Below are 15,698 nucleotides of genomic sequence, written 5' to 3' on the forward strand. Positions count from 1 at the left end.
CCCCCGGGCGTCCGGCCCCGGGCTTTCGGGCCCCCGGGCCCCTACAGCTGCGTGGGGCTGCGCTTCTCCAGTCCGTACTTCTCGGCGGTCGGGTTCCACAGCCCGGCCGCCTCGCGCTTGGCGTTGGTGGCCTCGCCGCTCTTGGCGTCCGCCGCGGCCTTCTGGTTGGTCGAGCGGGACTTGCCGCCCTTGCAGGCCTTCTTGTCCTTCATCTGGTCCGCCCAGGCCGCGTAGTGGTCGTCCGCGGAGGCCGAGGCCTGCCAGGCCTTGGTGAGGGCGGCCGTCAGCGCCGCGCTCTTCGGGAGCTTGTCGACCGACAGCGTCTGGAGCTTGGTGACGAGGCCGCGGCGCTGCTCGGCGGCGCCCCGCAGGTCGTTCGCCGCCTTGTCGAGGTTCTTGCACTGCGAGATCGCCGCGACCGAGCTGATCACCGTGTTGCGGCTGTCGCTGCTGGTCGCGAGCAGCTTGCTCAGCTCCTGCGCCTGCGGCTCCGCCGGATCGGCCGGCTTCTCCGCGGGCGCCGTGGCCTCGCCGGACGGCGTGGCGGAACCGGCCGCCACGTTCTCGCTGCCCTTCTGGGGCTCCTTGCCCTCGTCGCCACCGCTGAGGAGCGCCCCGGCGCCGAGACCGACGACGGCGCAGCCGACGACGACGGCGGCGATCAGGGCGACCGGCGACTTGCGGCGCGCGGGCTCGGGATCGGCTCCGTCGTCGTAGTAGGCGTCCTGGTAGGCGTACTGCTGCGGAGGCTGCTGGTGCTGCGGAGGCTGGTGCTGCTGGTACGGGGCGGGGGCGGGCTGCTGATACGCCTGCGGCTGCTGGGGAGCACGCGGCGCCTGCGGGGCCCGCGGGGCCTCTGTACGGAAGAGGTTGTCGAACTCGGCGGGCGGCTGGCGCTCACCGGGCTCCTGCCCCGTCACGGGGGCGATGTACTGGGTCGCGTCCGAGGCGCCCGCGGGCCCCGGGCCCTGCTGCTGGAGCGGTCCGGTGCCCAGGAACTGGGTCTGCGGGCCCCCGCCCTGCTGCGGCGGCACCGGGGCGATGTGCTGGGTGGCCTGCATGTCGCCGGCGGCCGGCGGCGGGTATCCGTAGCCGGGCTGCGGACCGGGCGCCTGCGGCATGCCGCCCGCGGGCGGCGGCGGGTACCCGTATCCCGGCTGCGGACCGGCGACCGGCGGCATCCCGCCCGGGACCGGGGCGATGTGCTGGGTCGCCTGCATGTCCGCGGCGCCCGGGGCGCCCGGACCCGGGTAGCCGTAGCCGGGCTGCGGCGGCGGGCCCTGGGCCGGTATCGGCGCCAGGTACTGGGTGGACTGCATGTCGGAGGCGCCGCCCGGCGCCGCCTCCGGAGGCAGCGGCTGCGCGGGCGGCAGCGGCTGCCCGCCCGGCTGACCACCGGCGGGACCCCGGGCGCCACCCCACGACTGTGCTCCCCCTTGGGCATCCTGCGCGGGGGGCACCGCCGGGTACTGCGGCTCCGGACCCTGTCCGTTCTGCGTCACCGGGACTCCTACTGATGGACCTACGGAATCGTCGGCTCACGCTACCGGGTGCGTACGGGGCTCCGCACACACGTGTGAGCCCGGTTACACAACCTTCTCGAACGGCCCGGGCCCACCGGGGACTACGCGGCGTACAGCTCCATCCGCGCACCGAACTCCCGCACCACCGCCTCCCCCGCGTACGGCTCCAGGCGCTCCCTCAGGTCGTCCAGGTACTCCGCGCCCCGCGACGACCGCAGCGTGCCGAGCAGTTCGAGCGCGCGGGTCCCCGTCCGGCAGGCCTGCTCGACCTCCCGCTGCTGGACCTGCGCCGAGGCGAGCAGCGCGAGCCCGATCGCCCGGCGCCGGGCCCGGGTCACCGGATGTCCGGCGATCGACTCCTCGGCCGCCCGCGCCGCCGCCTCCGCCTGCCCCAGGTCCCGGTAGCAGTGGGCCAGTTCGTCCGCCAGATAGGCGTGGTCGAAGTGGGCGATCCACGCCGGGTCGTCGCCCGCCTCGGGGTCGGCCCGCTCCAGGGCCCGTACGGCACGGCCGGCGGCCGTCTCGAAGGCGCTGAGGTCCCCGAGGAGCGCGTGCCCGCGCGCCTCGGCCGCGAGGAACATGGCCTCCGCCCGCGGCGGCACCTTCCCCCGCGCCCCCTCCTGCGCGGCCCGCGCCAACTGGGAGATCTCCCGCGGATTTCCGAGCTGTCCGGCGAGGTGACTCATCGACGCGGCGAGGACGTACCCGCCGTAGCCCCGGTCGCCGGCCGCCTGCGCGAGCCGCAGCGCCTGGATGTAGTACCGCTGGGCGAGGCCCGGTTCGCCGGTGTCCACCGCCATGTATCCGGCGAGTTCGGTCAGTCGGGCGACCGCGGCGAAGAGCTGCCGGCCGACCGCCTCCCGGTAGGAGCCGGACAGCATCCCCGACACCACGCTGTTGAGGTAGTGGACGACCACCGGGCGCACATGTCCGCTGCCGAACCGCCGGTCGAGGTCGACGAGCGCGCTCGTCATCTCCCGTACGGCCGCCACGTCCGCGACCCCGACGCGGGCCCCGGCCATCCGGGCCACGTGCGGGTCGGGACCCGTGATCAGCCAGTCCCTGCTGGGCTCGACGAGGGCGGAGGCCGCCACCGCGGAGCCGGAGAGGAAGTCGCGGCGGCCCACGTCGCTGCGCCACAGCTCGCAGACCTGCTCGATCGCCCCGGGGACGGTCGGCGCGAACTGGAGCCCGACGCCGGCCGCGAGGTTCCGGCCGTTGGCCATGCCGACCTCGTCGATCGTGACCGTGCGCCCGAGCTTGCGGCCCAGTGCCTCGGCGATGATTCCCGGCGCGCGTCCGCGCGGCTGCTGCCCGCGCAGCCAGCGCGCCACCGACGTCTTGTCGTACCGCAGGTCGAGGCCGCGCTCCGCGCCGACCATGTTGACCCTGCGGGCGAGGCCGGCGTTGGAACAGCCGGCCTCCTGAATGAGCGCCTGGAGCCGTTCGTTGAGCTGACGCGGAACGAGTGGCCTGGCTGCCATGAGTACCCCCTGAGGCCGTGCGGTGATCACCGAAGAAGTGATCACTGCCCGGTGGATATCCGGTCAATGCCGATGTGAACACGCGAAACCGGACACGTCGGTTGCGACTTCGCCGCCGGCGCCCCCACCTGTGCGTACCCACCCCCGCTCCCCGGCCCCCCGCGCGCCCCCGCCCGTGCTCCGATGCGCCCCGCGTGCAGGATCGATGCGTCACACCGCTGTACGCCGTGGCCGTAACCCCAGGTCGCGGGGGAAGTTGTGTTCACCGTGGAAGAGACCATGGGAGTCACGGAAGCCGCGCAGATCCCCAAGCAGCGGGGCGAGCAGCTGCTGGACAGCGCCGTGCGGTACGCGGAAGAGCGGCACTGGGACGTGTTTCCCGGGACCTGGCTGGAGGCCGTCGAGGGCAGGGAGCGCTGCTCCTGCGGCGCGGACGCGTGCGCCGTGCCCGGCGCCCACGCGGTCAGGCCCGACTGGTCGACCCTGGCGACCGGCAGCGGGGTCGGGGCCAGGCGGATGTGGTCGAAGCAGCCGAAGTCGTCGATCCTGCTGCCGACGGGCCGCACGTTCGACGCGATCGAGGTGCCCGAGTCGGCCGGCTTCCTGGCGCTCGCCCGGATGGAGCGGATGGAGCTGACGCTCGGCCCGGTGACCTGCACCCCGGACCGGCGCATGTACTTCTTCGTACTGCCGGGCGCCGCCGCCAAGGTGCCCGACCTCGTCCGCAAGCTGGGCTGGGTCCCGGCGTCCATCGATCTCACCACGCGCGGCGAGGGCCACTACGTGGCGGCCCCGCCCACCCGGATCGGCGGCTGCGGGGCGGTGCAGTGGGCCCGCCGTCCCACCCCGGCGAACCGCTGGCTGCCCGACGCGGAGGAGCTCATCAGCGCCCTCGCGTACGCGTGTGGCCGGGAAGCCGCGGAGGCGAGGAGCCGCACGTCGTGACCCTGGGCCCCCGAGAACCTCACCCTTAGGGTGGGGCTCGTACACACGGGGACGAACGAGGGGTTGACGGAGCATGCCTGACCAGGCATTTGACGGAGCGTTCGACAAGGCGGGCGCCGCACCGGAGGACGGTGCGGTGCCCGCTGTGCATGTCGAGGGTCTGTGGAAACGATTCGGCCAGCAGATCGCGGTGAACGGGATCGATCTGGTCCTGCCCGCGGGCCGGTTCATCGGCCTCGTGGGGCCCAACGGCGCCGGCAAGACCACCACCCTCTCGATGATCACGGGCCTGCTCCGGCCCGACCAGGGCCGCATCCGGGTCGCCGGGCACGACGTGTGGGCCGACCCCGAGTCGGTCGCCCAGGTCAAGGCCAGGATCGGCATCCTGCCGGAGGGCCTGCGGCTCTTCGAGCGGCTCTCCGGCCGCGAACTGCTCGCGTACAGCGGACGGCTGCGGGGGCTGCCGGGCGCCGAGGTCGACAAGCGGGCCGCGCAGCTCCTCGACGTCCTCGACCTGACCGGCTCGCAGAACAAGCTGGTCGTGGACTACTCGACCGGCATGCGGAAGAAGATCGGGCTCGCGGCGGCGCTGCTGCACAACCCCGAGGTGCTCTTCCTCGACGAGCCCTTCGAGGGCGTCGACCCGGTCTCCGCGCAGACCATCCGCGGAGTCCTGGAGCGGTACACCGCCTCCGGCGCCACCGTCGTCTTCTCCAGCCACGTCATGGAGCTGGTCGAGTCGCTCTGCGACTGGGTCGCCGTGATGGCCGCGGGCCGGATCCGGGCACAGGGTCCGCTCGCCGAGGTACGGGGCGACGCGCCCTCGCTCCAGGCCGCGTTCCTGGAGCTGGTCGGCGCGAACGGGCGCGAGGCGGCGGGGGACTCGCTGGACTGGCTGGGCGGCGGGGCGCAGCGATGAGTGCCTTCCCGACCACGACCGGCTCCGGCACCGGCAGCGACGCCGCGGGCACGACCGCCCCCGCGGCCTCCCTCACCTCCGTCTTCGTGCGGCTCAAGCTGAGCCTGCTGCGCAACGGGCTGCGGCAGTCGGGCGGCCGGACGGCCGCGTACATCCTGTCCATCGTCTTCGGCGCGGTCCTCGCCGCCGCCCTGGTGCTGGCCTTCGTTCTCATGCGGGGCAGCGCGGACGCCGACAGCGTCGCGATCCTCCTCGTGGGGGCGCTCGCGCTCTCCTGGGCGGTGATGCCGCTGTTCATCCCGAGCGGTGACGAGACCCTCGACCCGTCGCGGCTCGTCATGCTGCCGCTGCGGCCGCGGCCCCTGGTCCGGGCGCTGCTCGTGGCCTCCCTCGTGGGTGTCGGCCCCGTCCTGACCTTCGTCCTGGCCCTGGGTGCGGCGCTGTCCGTCGCGCACGGCGCGGCCGGTACGGTCCTCGCCGTCCTCGCCGTGCCGCTGACGGCCGTGACGTGCGTGGCCCTGTCCCGGGCCGTGGCCGCCGCCAACATCCGGCTGCTCACCTCCCGCAAGGGCCGGGACCTGGCGCTGCTCAGCGGTCTGATCATCGCCGTCGGCATGCAGCTCGTGAACTTCGGCGCCCAGCGCCTGGGGCAGGCGGGCGGTCTGGAGTCGCTCGAACCGGTGACGGCCGTCGTCGGCTGGCTGCCGCCGGCCGCCGCGATCGCCGCGGTCGACTCCGCCGCTCAGGGCGACTACGCGGTGGCGGCGGTCCGGCTGCTGCTCACGGCGGCCGCGCTCGTGGCGCTCCTGTACTGGTGGCAGCGGAGCCTGGTGCGGCTGATGGTCGAGCCCGACGGCTCCACGATCGGCGCGGCCTCCGACGCGGGCGTCCGGGACAGGTCCGACGGCACGGGGCTGCTCGGCCGGTTCCTGCCGGACGGGCGCACCGGCGCGGTCATGGAGCGCAGCCTGCGCTATCTGTGGCGCGACCCGAAGACGAAGGCCGGAGCGGTGACCTCGCTCGCCCTCGGCCTGATCGTCCCGCTCGTCAACGCGCTCCAGGGCACGGGCTCGATCTACTGGGCGTGCTTCGCCTCCGGCATGCTCGGCATGCTGATGTACAACCAGTTCGGACAGGACACCTCGGCGTTCTGGATCGTCGCCCAGACCATCTCGACCACCGCCGACGCGTACGCCGAACTCCGGGCGCGGGCCATGGCCCTGCTCGTCATCACCCTCCCGTATTCGGTCTTCGTCACGGCCCTCACGGTCGGCATCCTCGGCGAGTGGCAGCAGCTCCCCGAGGCCGTCGGGCTGGCGCTCGGCCTGCTCGGCGCGATGCTGGCGACGGGCTCGGTGGCCTCGGGCGCCTTCCCGTACTCGATCCCGCAGGACAGCGGCTACAAGAACGTGGCTCCGGGGCAGGGCGCCCTGGCATGGATCTCGATCTTCGGCGGCATGCTCACGGCCGCGCTGCTGTGCGCCCCGCTGATCGGCGCGACGATCTACTTCCACGTCTCCGACCAGGAGTCCCTGCTCTGGCTCCTGTTCCCGGCGGGCAGCCTCTACGGCGCGCTGCTCGTCTGGGCGGGTCTGAAGGTGGCGGCGCCGCGGACGGCGAGGCGGCTGCCGGAGATCCTGGCGGCGGTCAGCAAGGGATAGCTCCCGCCGGTGGTGCGCGTACGCCGATGGCCCGCTCGGATCGTCCGAGCGGGCCATCGGCCTGTGTCCAGCGGGTCAGGCGGTGCGGGCGGGTGCGGCGGTCACGCGTGCCGTGCCGCGCTCACCCGTGCTGGCCGGGCCGGTAGGAGCCGGCGGGCTGCCGGATGATCGCGTTGCCGCGGTTGAAGGCGTTGATGAGCGCGATCACGGACACCAGGTCGGCGAGCTGGTCGTCGTCGTAGTGCTTGGCGGCGTTGTCCCAGACCTCGTCGGTGACCCCGCCGGCCGAATCGGCGAGCCGGGTGCCCTGCTCGGCGAGTTCGAGGGCCGCGCGTTCGGCGTCGGTGAAGACCGTGGCCTCCCGCCAGACGGCGACCAGGTGGAGCCGTATCGGCGTCTCCCCGGCGACGGTGGCGTCCTTGGTGTGCATGTCGACGCAGTAGCCGCAGCCGTTGATCTGGCTGGCTCGGATCTTCACCAGCTCCAGCGTGGCGGCCGGCACCGACGAACCCTCCTCGATCACCTTGCCGGCCGCGATGACGTGCTTCCAGGCCTTGAGGGCGGTCGGGTTGGCGAACATGTCGAGGCGAGCGTTCATGGTGGTTCCCTCCGTGGTGGTGTCGACTACACCCCTACGACGGGACGGCCCCGGCCGTATGTGACACGACCCGGTGTGACCTGCGTCTCCCGGTCGTGGCCACGCCCAATTCCCTTGCTGCGGCCGGGCTCTCCGTACGATCCTCCCCGCATGGAACTTCCCTCGCCCGCGCCCCTGATCACCCTCGACGACGGCCTCACGCTGCGCGCGTTCGACGCCGGGAAGGACCTGCCGGAGCTCTTCCGGGTCATCGAGGAGTCGCTGGAGCACCTGCGCCCCTGGATGCCCTGGGTCGCCGAGCACAGCCTCGCCCGCACCACGGACTTCCTGGCCGGCCGCGCGGAGCAATGGGCGAGCGGCGAGCAGTGCAGCTACGCGATCGTGCTGGACGGCGCGATCGTCGGCTCCTGCACTCTGCTCCGGTTCGAGGACTCCCCCGAGGGCACCCGCGAGATCGGCTACTGGCTGCACCCGGCCGTCACCGGCCGCGGCGTCGCCACCCGGGCCGCCGCGGCCCTCGTCGACCAGGCCTTCCGGCTGCCCGGCGTCGATCGTGTCGAGATCCTCCACGCCCGGGCCAACACCGCCAGTGGAGCCGTCCCCGCGCGCCTCGGCTTCACCGAGGAGGGGTACCGGCCGGCCGAGGCCCTCGCCCCGGCCGAGACCGGGGAGAACCGGGTGTGGGGCCTGCCGCGGAGCCGGTGGGAACGGTAACTCCCGTCCGGCCGGGGGCTTCTGCCCTCGGAGCGGCCTGGGTACGTTGAGCTGGTTCGCGATCTGCGGATCCGCCGCTCCGCACCACCCGGGCCCGCCACCCGGGCCCGCCGCCCGGGCTCGCCCCCGGCGCCCCGCCATGCGGCCGCCGTCGTTCCCCACTCCTCCGCCCCTCCCGTCGGGCCGAACCCCAGGAATCCCGTGAGACACACCGTCACCGAAGTTCTGCGCGCCGTCCCGCTCGGATGCGCCGCCGTCGCCGTCGTCCTCTGCTTCGTCCACGAACGGCCCGACGGCGCCCGTTGGGACGTTCTGGCCGCGCTCCTCGTGGGCGCGATATGCATCGGCACGTGGGCCCTGCTCACCCGGGGGGAAGCGCCGCTCGGCCCACCGTCACCCCGGCCCGCGCCGATGGACGACCTGCCGTCCGTCCTGCCGCGCAACCCGGTGGACTGGTATCTGACGACCGGGATGCTGCTGGTCGCTTTCGCGCCCTGGGCCGTGTTCCGGTACGCCGCCCACCTCGAGATCATGCTCCCCGTGGTCGTCCTGGGCCATCTGGCGCTGATCCCCTGGAGCGCGATCGTCCTCTTCATGACGGTCAAGCACCTCCTCGTCCGCCGCCTGCCCGAGCCGCAGCGGCTCCTCGCCCAGGACGCCCTGGCCGGCACCGTCGTCGCCGTGCGCTTCAGGTCCACGGGCGCCGAATGGATCCGGCTCGTCCCCGAGGACAGCACCAAGCTCATCGATCCCCCGCTGGAGCACGCCCAGCACCTCAAGCTCCAGGACGCCAAGGGCGACTGGTACGGCACCCACGGGCTGCTCCCCACGATGTTCGGGCCCGACCACGCCCGCAAGCAGCTCGCCGTGTTCGGTCCCCGGTTCAAGGACGAGCACGTCTGGGTCTACTGGCCCCAGCGCTGGGAGCCCGTCCTCGCGGTGGCGCGGCGGCGCGGCCATCCGGCCTACCCGGTGGCGATCATCGCCGACAACGGCGAGATGGTGTGGGGCTACGCGGCGCTCGACTACACCGACCGCTATCTGACCGACCCCGGGAACCTGCGGGTCACCACCCCCGGTGTGAAGGCCCGCCCGGTCCGTCCCCGCCCGTACTTCCGGGCCGCCGTCCACGGCCGGATGCTGCTGTGGCTGGGGATCGCGCTGGCCGCACTGGTCCCGGTCCTCCTGGACCTCGTGTCGGGCGGCGTGAGCGCCCTGCTCGGCGCGGTCGCCGGAATCGCGGTCGTCGTCGCGCCGATGGCCGCGATGCGGGGAAACATCACCCGGCCCGACCCGAACCGGTACAACATTCCGCCGGTGGTGGACTTCCGCACCCAGCAGGACTCCTAGGCCACTCTGTCGCCGCCGGTGTCAGCCGCGGCTGTGGCCGGCTTCCTCGGCCTGCTCCCGGGCGGCCATCACGTCGTCGCCGTGCTCGAAGGCCCAGACGCCGAAGGCCTCGATCGGCTCCAGCAGGGTCCGCCCCAGCTCGGTGAGGGTGTACTCCACGCGCGGCGGCGACCCGGCGTACGCCCGGCGCTCCACCAGTCCGTCGAACCGGAGCCGACGCAGCGTCTCGGTGAGGACCTTGGGGCTGATCCCGCCGATCCGCTCACGCAGTTCGCCGGGGCGCGCGGGTCCCCCGCGCAGCGTCCACAGCACCACGGCGTTCCAGGTGTGGGCGAGCAGGTCGAAAGCGAGCCGGGCACGGCAGTCGGCGACGAAACCCTGGTCAGTGGTCACTTACCAGATGGTGCCCGAGCGGCCTCCTAGTGTCGTGCCGAATCCGACGGACGGGATCACCACGAGGGGGCTGGGCCGATGAGGATCGGGATCGCGGGTACGGGAAACATGGCGCGGGCACTGGGTGCGCAGTGGTCGCGGGCCGGCCACGACGTGCTGGTCGGCGGGCGGGACGCCGGACGCGCCGCGGCGCTGGCCGAGGAGATCGGCGCACGGGCGGGGACACCGCGGGAGGCGGCCCGGCACGGCGGGGACGCGGTCCTGCTGGCCGTGCCGTACGGGGCGGCGGTCGGTGTGGTGTCCGCCCTCGCCGACGCCGTACGGGGCCGGACGCTGATCGACTGCACCAACCCGGTGGCGCCCGGCTTCGTCCTGGAGACGCGGGGCGGACCGTCGGCGGCCGAACGCATCGCGGCCGCGGCGCCTGGCGCTTCCGTGGTCAAGGCGTTCAATCTCTGTCACGAGAGCGTGTGGCGCCTGACCCCGCCGGTCTTCGACGGGCGCCCGCTCGCGGTGCCGCTCTGCGGTGACGACGTGCCGGCGCTCGACACGGTGCGGCTCCTGGTCCGCGACCTCGGCTGCGTACCGGTCGACGGCGGGGGCCTCGACCGGGCGGCCCTCCTGGAGGCGACGGCCGCGCTCCTGATCGGCCTGTGGGTGGGGGAGGGTGTGGACGCCCAGGCGATCGCACCGCCGCTGGAGTACGCGGGCGGCGGCATCGCCCCGGCGGGGTCGGGAGACACGGCCCCGGTCTAAATGGATTGCCGCCCGCGAGGCCGGTCGGATAGGAACCATGCATGCTGACGGGTAGCAAGGTCGGGCTCAGGGCCCGCCACGACGAAGACGTCCCGATCCTGCGGACCGAGCTCTACGACGACGTGGCCGGCTCCTCACGGGCCGAAGGCAGGGCGTGGCGGCCCATCACGCCCGGGTCGAAGGACTCACGTCTCGTGGTGGACGACGAGGCGGAGGGGCACGTCCAGTTCTCCGTGATCGAGCTGGAGGGCGGCGCTCTGGTCGGCACCGCGAACCTCTGGGGCATCGACGCCCACAACCGGAGCGCGCACATCGGCCTCGGACTGCTGCCGGTCTCCCGAGGCAAGGGCTACGGCACCGACGTGGTCGCGACGCTGTGCCACTACGGCTTCGTCGTGCGCGGCCTGCACCGGCTGCAGATCGAGACGCTGGCGGACAACCACGCGATGCTGCGCTCCGCCGAGCGCAACGGCTTCGTCCGCGAGGGCGTCCTGCGTTCCTCGGCCTGGGTGATGGGCGAGTTCCTGGACGACGTCGTTCTCGGTCTCCTCGCCCGGGAGTGGAAGCCGGACCGGGGGGCCTGAGGCCACGGCCGAGGAGGCTCGGAGGAGGTCGCCCCCGGGTCACACCAGTGCTGTCGCACCACCATGACGAAGGTCTCCGCCCCGGGACACGGGACGGAGACCTTCACTCACCGGGCGGCCTCGTTCGTCAGAAGGCGCCGTTCAGGCCGGACCAGTTGAACATCTCCGGCATGCCCGGCTTGAGCGTGCCCGTGCCGGTGCCGCTGTAGAGCACCAGGCACCCCACACCCCGGCAGCCCTCGCCGACGTAACCGCTGGTGGTGACCGCGGCGATGTCGTTGATGCCGTCGGCGCCGAAATCGCCGACCGCCAGGAACGACGCCATGACGTTCCAGCCGCCGCTGCCGATCAGGACCCGCGACCCGACGGCGGCCGTGCCGCCCGGGTAGAGCCACAGCTTGCCCGTGGAGGCCTCGCGGGCGATCAGGTCGGCCCGGCCGTCGCCGTTGGTGTCACCCGGCGCGACCAGGGCGTTCATCGTGTTCCAGCCGCCGCTGCCGATCAGCTTCCGCGCGCCGAGGGTGCCGGTCGACGTGCCCGGGTACAGCCACAGCTTGCCCGTGGTCTTCTCGACGGCGATCAGGTCCGCGCGGCCGTCGCCGGACAGGTCGCCGAAGGCGGTGATCCGGTCCATGCTGTTCCAGCCGCCGCTGCCGATGAGCGTGCGGGTGCCGAGGGATCCGGTGCCGGTGCCCGGGTAGAGCCACAGCTTGCCGGTGGACGCCTCGCGGGCGATGACGTCCTCGCGGCCGTCGCGGCTGAAGTCGCCGTGGCGGGTGAGGGCGTTCATGGCGTTCCAGCCGCCGGTGCCGATCATCCGGCCCGTCAGGTCGCCGGGCAGGTACCAGAGACGGCCCGCCTTGTCCCTGACGAGGACGTCCGACTTCCGGTCGGCGTTCAGGTCGCCGAAGCCGGCGGCCTTGGGCGCGGTGTAGGCGTGCCACTCCGGGTAGGCCGGCCCGTCGCACTCGCGCGCGGTGGGCACGAGCTTCAGCGAGCTGACGGAGTTGCTGCCCGGGCCGCCCCAGGTCCTGAGCTCCGGGTCCGGCTCGCGGACACTGGCCCCGACCGGGTCCGTGTAGTTCGCTCCGTCGTAGGTGCAGAGGAACTTGTCCGTGCGGTTGGCCACCGTGCGGAACGCGTTGTCCCAGGCGCCCAGCGTCGGCGTGTTCACCTTCGTCTTGAACATGGTGCCGGTGGCGTTGTCCGTCTTCCAGGCACAGAAGTAGCCCCGTGGGCAGTCCTGGACGACGGCCTGCGCCGGCACCGCGCCCACGCCGAGGAGTCCGGCGGAGCCGAGCCCCAGCGCCGTGGCCACCGTGACCAGGCGCCGCAGCATTGAAGTGCGCATGCATTTCCTCCCTGAGGCGGCGCGGAGTAGACCTCGGACGCGCCGCGAGGGGGACGGTATCTCGCCACACGTTCCGCGCCAACACGCGGGGGCACCCCCGCCCGTGGGCAGGGGCGCCCCCGCGTGCCCGGGTCGCCGCCCGGTCGCCTCCTAGGAGGTCAGGACGCCGTTCAGGAAGGGGCCGACCGCCTCGCGCCAGGCGTCCGGGTACTCGTAGTGGAGGAGGTGGCCCGCGTCGGGGATCTCCGCGTACACCCCGTGGGGCAGCACCCGGACCATCTCCTGCGCCTCGGCCCGGCCCAGCTCGCCGTCCAGGCCCCGGAGGACCAGGGTGGGGCAGCGGACCTGGGCGAGCGACTCCCAGTGGGCGTCGTGCACCCAGGTCTCCCGGGAGGTCAGCATCTGCTCCGGGTCGAAGACCGGACGCCAGCCGTCGGGGTGCTCGGCCATCACCTCGGCGAAGAAGGCGCCCCGGGCGGGGTTCGGCCGCTCGACCCAGGGGTCCTCCTCGCCGAACCAGCGGCGGGCGGCGTCGAGCGAGGGGAACGGGACGGGCCAGCGACGGAACCAGTCCCGCCACTCGCGCTGCGAGGCGGCCCCGAGCGCCGAGGCGCGCATGTCGCAGATGACGAGGGCGTGGACGAGGTCGGGGCGCTCGGCGGCGAGCTGCCAGGCGGTGAGGGCGCCCATCGAATGACCGATCAGGGTGACCGGGCCGAGGCCGAGCTGCTCGACGACGGCCGCCGCGTCCGCCACGTAGGCCTCGCGGGTGAAGAGTCCGGCGGCGGGCTTCTCACTGTGTCCGTGGCCGCGCTGGTCGAGGGCGACGGTGCGGGGGTGGGGCCGGCGGGCGGAGGGGGCTTCGGGGGCGGGAAGGGTGAGGCCGGGGATGCCGGGACCGGGTCGGGGCACGCCGGTGTCGAGGGCTCCGGGGCCGAGGGCTGCCGGGCCGGAGAGCGCGATGCCGGGGGCTTCCGCGCCGGGTCGGGTGCCCGCGGCCACGAGCCGGTCGATCGCCGGGGCCCAGTGGGCCGCGTGGCCCATCAGGCCGTGAAGGAGTAAGACCCCGGGGCCGGTCCGCGGGGCGGACCCGGGCGTGAAGTCCCAGGCCGCCAGCCGTACGCCGTCGGCCCCGGTGACGTCGAGTCGTCGCGCCATCCCTGGCACCCCCTCTTCTTGCCGTCGAACCACGCCAGACTATCGAACTCGCATTCGAAAATGCGCTCCTGCCGCGCAACACCCCTCGTTCGAGTGACGGGACTCAAGGATTGACCGCCGCTGCCGAGGGGAGATCTTGAACGGGAGGCGGACCGCTCGGGGATGACGGTCCGTAGGGATTGACCTTGAGAGCTCGGGGCTCCAGGTCAGCTCAGGGGAGGACAGGCCCCGGCGCCTCAGGGCGCCGGGGTCCTCTGTCGTCCGGGACGTGCGGGGCGACGGGACGGACGGAAGCCTCCGTACGGCCCCGGGGACGGATGCCTCCGGGCCCGGCGGCAGCGCCCCCACCGGCTCCGGGACGGGCACTGTCAGGCGTACCGCACGCGCTCGCCGCACAGCCCCACCCCTCCCCGGAATCGCACCACTCGACCCAGCGTGGCACGCCGAGGGCGCGGGCGGGGCCATTCCGGCGTAAACCGGGGCGCACGACGGTCGTTGCCCCTCGGGGCCGCCCCCGCCCGCCGCCGTCACCCCCGACCGGGAAACGCCGAGGGGCGCCCCGCCGGCCGGTGACCGGCGGGGCGCCCCTCGCACGAGAAACGCGCGTCAGCGCTTCGCAACGAACACGTGCGCCGCGACCTCCGCGTCCAGCTCGGCGGCCTCGCCGCTGCTGCCCACCAGGATGCCGCCCGCGGACTCCGTCACCGACACCACGGAACCGGGCTGCACGCCCGCGCGCCGCAGCGTGTACATCAGCTGGGCGTCCGTCTGGATCGGCTCGCCGATCCGGCGGACGACCACCGTCTTGCCCTCGCTCGCGTCCAGCTCGGCGAGCGACACCATCGAGTCGTCGAGGAAGGCCTCGGCCTCCGCCTTCTCGCCCAGCTCCTCCAGCCCCGGGATCGGGTTTCCGTACGGCGACTCCGTCGGGTGACGCAGCAGCTCCAGGACCCGCCGCTCCACGGCCTCGCTCATCACGTGCTCCCAGCGGCAGGCCTCGGCATGCACCTGCTCCCACTCCAGGCCGATCACGTCGACGAGCAGACACTCCGCGAGGCGGTGCTTGCGCATGACGCGGGTGGCCAGGCGGCGGCCCTCGTCGGTGAGCTCCAGGTGCCGGTCGCTGGCGACGGCCACCAGGCCGTCGCGCTCCATCCGGGCCACCGTCTGGCTCACCGTCGGCCCGCTCTGGTCGAGCCGCTCGGCGATCCGGGCGCGCATGGGGACCACACCTTCCTCCTCAAGCTCGAGGATGGTGCGGAGATACATCTCCGTTGTGTCGATCAGTCCGGACATACGTGCCCCTCGATGAGTCGTGCGCTGGCCCTGCACCAATTCTGACGCATCGGGCCGACAACCGGGCCGCACCGACCGAAGGCGGTATTGACAGAGCAATGGTCCAGACCGCACCGTGATCGGCGACCAGGGCACGACCATGACACGACGGCGAACACGACGGCGACGAGAAGGAGCTTCTGGAATGGGCGACAGCGCGGGCGAGAGCAAGCTGGCCGGACAGTTCTTCGACGCCGCGATCGGCCTGCTCCAGCAGGTCCGCGACGGCGACTCGGCCGAGATCGCCCGGGCCGGCGCCGCGATCGCCGAGGCCGTCGCCAACGGCAACCGGCTCTTCGCCTTCGGCGCGGGCCACTCCTCCCTCGCCGCCCAGGACGTCGTCTACCGGGCCGGCGGCCTCGCCCTGATGAACCTGCTGGTCGTCCCCGGCGTCGTCGGCGTCGACGTCATGCCCGCGACCCTCGGCTCCGCCCTCGAACGGGTCGACGGCCTCGCCGGCGCGGTCCTGGACTCCTCCCCCGCCAAGGCCGGGGACGTCCTGATCATCATCTCCCTCTCCGGGCGCAACGCCCTGCCCGTGGAGATGGCCATGAACGCCCGCGCGCTCGGCCTCACCGTCATCGGCGTCACCTCGGTGGCGTACGCCACCGAGACGAAGTCCCGGCACGTCTCGGGGACCTACCTCAAGGACCACTGCGACATCGTCCTCGACTCGCGGATCGCCGTCGGCGACGCCGAACTCACCCACGAGGGCATCGAGGCCCCCTTCGCGCCCGCCTCCACCGTCGTGACCAGCGCCCTCATGCAGGCCACGCTGGCCGCCGCCGCCGAGGATCTCGTCCGCCGCGGCATCGAGCCGCCGCTGCTGCGCTCCGGGAACGTCGACGGCGGGCACGAGTGGAACGGCCGCGTGATGACCGAGTACGGCGACCGGATCTTCTACCGCCACTAGGCCGTAGGGGGTGC

15 protein-coding genes are annotated in these 15,698 nt (G+C 73.3%); 8 read left to right on the top strand and 7 right to left on the bottom strand.

Going from position 1 to position 15,698, the window contains the following annotated elements; translation table 11 throughout:
* Nucleotides 1–41: 41 nt before the first annotated feature.
* Both IE311_RS12915 and IE311_RS12920 read right to left on the bottom strand, forming a co-directional pair.
* Nucleotides 42–1,502 (bottom strand): hypothetical protein, encoded by a 1,461-nt coding sequence (locus IE311_RS12915; RefSeq protein WP_189831754.1) that lies wholly within the window; start codon nt 1,500–1,502, stop codon nt 42–44.
* A gap of 122 nt (nt 1,503–1,624) precedes the next feature.
* Complete coding sequence (locus IE311_RS12920; RefSeq protein WP_189831755.1) at nt 1,625–3,007, bottom strand: transcriptional regulator; 1,383 nt, start codon at nt 3,005–3,007, stop codon at nt 1,625–1,627.
* A gap of 279 nt (nt 3,008–3,286) precedes the next feature.
* Here IE311_RS12920 and IE311_RS12925 point away from each other — a divergent pair, with 279 nt between their 5' ends.
* From IE311_RS12925 to IE311_RS12935, 3 genes are all read left to right on the top strand, one after another.
* Nucleotides 3,287–3,952, top strand: coding sequence for a bifunctional DNA primase/polymerase (locus IE311_RS12925; RefSeq protein ID WP_189831756.1), 666 nt, complete (start codon nt 3,287–3,289; stop codon nt 3,950–3,952).
* A 73-nt stretch (nt 3,953–4,025) separates the two neighbouring features.
* Entirely contained in the window at nt 4,026–4,871 is an 846-nt protein-coding gene (locus IE311_RS12930) for an ABC transporter ATP-binding protein (protein WP_189831757.1), read from the top strand.
* Nucleotides 4,868–6,532, top strand: coding sequence for a transporter (locus tag IE311_RS12935; protein WP_189831758.1), 1,665 nt, complete (start codon nt 4,868–4,870; stop codon nt 6,530–6,532). The genes IE311_RS12930 and IE311_RS12935 overlap by 4 nt, the downstream gene beginning before the upstream one ends.
* 121 nt (nt 6,533–6,653) lie before the next feature.
* Here the strand turns inward: IE311_RS12935 and IE311_RS12940 are convergent, their stop codons facing one another.
* Nucleotides 6,654–7,130, bottom strand: a complete 477-nt coding sequence (locus IE311_RS12940; protein ID WP_189831759.1) for a carboxymuconolactone decarboxylase family protein — start codon at nt 7,128–7,130, stop codon at nt 6,654–6,656.
* 150 nt (nt 7,131–7,280) lie between these two features.
* On the opposite strand from IE311_RS12940, the gene IE311_RS12945 reads away from it, so the two are divergent.
* Entirely contained in the window at nt 7,281–7,844 is a 564-nt protein-coding gene (locus IE311_RS12945) for a GNAT family N-acetyltransferase (protein ID WP_189831760.1), read from the top strand.
* 201 nt (nt 7,845–8,045) lie between these two features.
* A complete protein-coding gene (locus IE311_RS12950; protein WP_189831761.1) occupies nt 8,046–9,194 on the top strand; it encodes a hypothetical protein in 1,149 nt (382 codons plus the stop codon).
* A 21-nt stretch (nt 9,195–9,215) separates the two neighbouring features.
* On the opposite strand, the gene IE311_RS12955 is transcribed toward IE311_RS12950, so the two are convergent.
* Nucleotides 9,216–9,587: a winged helix-turn-helix transcriptional regulator gene (locus IE311_RS12955; protein WP_189831762.1), complete on the bottom strand. Its 372-nt coding sequence runs from the start codon at nt 9,585–9,587 to the stop codon at nt 9,216–9,218.
* A 78-nt stretch (nt 9,588–9,665) separates the two neighbouring features.
* On the opposite strand from IE311_RS12955, the gene IE311_RS12960 reads away from it, so the two are divergent.
* Both IE311_RS12960 and IE311_RS12965 read left to right on the top strand, forming a co-directional pair.
* Entirely contained in the window at nt 9,666–10,343 is a 678-nt protein-coding gene (locus IE311_RS12960) for an NADPH-dependent F420 reductase (RefSeq protein WP_189831763.1), read from the top strand.
* Nucleotides 10,344–10,384: 41 nt separating this feature from the next.
* Nucleotides 10,385–10,927, top strand: a complete 543-nt coding sequence (locus IE311_RS12965) for a GNAT family N-acetyltransferase (protein ID WP_189831764.1) — start codon at nt 10,385–10,387, stop codon at nt 10,925–10,927.
* Nucleotides 10,928–11,054: 127 nt separating this feature from the next.
* Here the strand turns inward: IE311_RS12965 and IE311_RS12970 are convergent, their stop codons facing one another.
* The 3 genes from IE311_RS12970 to IE311_RS12985 form a co-directional block, all read right to left on the bottom strand.
* Nucleotides 11,055–12,278 carry an FG-GAP-like repeat-containing protein gene (locus IE311_RS12970; RefSeq protein WP_189831765.1) on the bottom strand — a complete coding sequence of 408 codons (1,224 nt, stop codon included), beginning with the start codon at nt 12,276–12,278 and terminating at the stop codon, nt 11,055–11,057.
* 150 nt (nt 12,279–12,428) lie between these two features.
* On the bottom strand, nt 12,429–13,436 hold the full coding sequence (locus tag IE311_RS12975) for an alpha/beta fold hydrolase (RefSeq protein ID WP_229901883.1): 1,008 nt from the start codon (nt 13,434–13,436) through the stop codon (nt 12,429–12,431).
* Between the two features lie 606 nt (nt 13,437–14,042).
* Nucleotides 14,043–14,732, bottom strand: coding sequence for a metal-dependent transcriptional regulator (locus IE311_RS12985; RefSeq protein ID WP_055602726.1), 690 nt, complete (start codon nt 14,730–14,732; stop codon nt 14,043–14,045).
* Between the two features lie 184 nt (nt 14,733–14,916).
* Between IE311_RS12985 and IE311_RS12990 the strand changes: the two genes are divergently transcribed.
* Complete coding sequence (locus IE311_RS12990) at nt 14,917–15,684, top strand: SIS domain-containing protein (protein WP_189831766.1); 768 nt, start codon at nt 14,917–14,919, stop codon at nt 15,682–15,684.
* Nucleotides 15,685–15,698: the final 14 nt, after the last annotated feature.

Source organism: Streptomyces zaomyceticus (assembly GCF_014656215.1).
Taxonomy (GTDB): Bacteria; Actinomycetota; Actinomycetes; order Streptomycetales; family Streptomycetaceae; genus Streptomyces; species Streptomyces zaomyceticus.

Bases quoted from the DNA above. Each gene is read 5' to 3' on its own strand.
- IE311_RS12920 (WP_189831755.1), bottom strand. From the start codon at position 3,007: ATGGCAGCCAGGCCACTCGTTCCGCGTCAGCTCAACGAACGGCTCCAG.
- IE311_RS12925 (WP_189831756.1), top strand. From the start codon at position 3,287: ATGGGAGTCACGGAAGCCGCGCAGATCCCCAAGCAGCGGGGCGAGCAG.
- IE311_RS12930 (WP_189831757.1), top strand. From the start codon at position 4,026: ATGCCTGACCAGGCATTTGACGGAGCGTTCGACAAGGCGGGCGCCGCA.
- IE311_RS12935 (WP_189831758.1), top strand. From the start codon at position 4,868: ATGAGTGCCTTCCCGACCACGACCGGCTCCGGCACCGGCAGCGACGCC.
- IE311_RS12940 (WP_189831759.1), bottom strand. From the start codon at position 7,130: ATGAACGCTCGCCTCGACATGTTCGCCAACCCGACCGCCCTCAAGGCC.
- IE311_RS12945 (WP_189831760.1), top strand. From the start codon at position 7,281: ATGGAACTTCCCTCGCCCGCGCCCCTGATCACCCTCGACGACGGCCTC.
- IE311_RS12960 (WP_189831763.1), top strand. From the start codon at position 9,666: ATGAGGATCGGGATCGCGGGTACGGGAAACATGGCGCGGGCACTGGGT.
- IE311_RS12965 (WP_189831764.1), top strand. From the start codon at position 10,385: ATGCTGACGGGTAGCAAGGTCGGGCTCAGGGCCCGCCACGACGAAGAC.
- IE311_RS12970 (WP_189831765.1), bottom strand. From the start codon at position 12,278: ATGCGCACTTCAATGCTGCGGCGCCTGGTCACGGTGGCCACGGCGCTG.
- IE311_RS12975 (WP_229901883.1), bottom strand. From the start codon at position 13,436: ATGGCGCGACGACTCGACGTCACCGGGGCCGACGGCGTACGGCTGGCG.
- IE311_RS12985 (WP_055602726.1), bottom strand. From the start codon at position 14,732: ATGTCCGGACTGATCGACACAACGGAGATGTATCTCCGCACCATCCTC.
- IE311_RS12990 (WP_189831766.1), top strand. From the start codon at position 14,917: ATGGGCGACAGCGCGGGCGAGAGCAAGCTGGCCGGACAGTTCTTCGAC.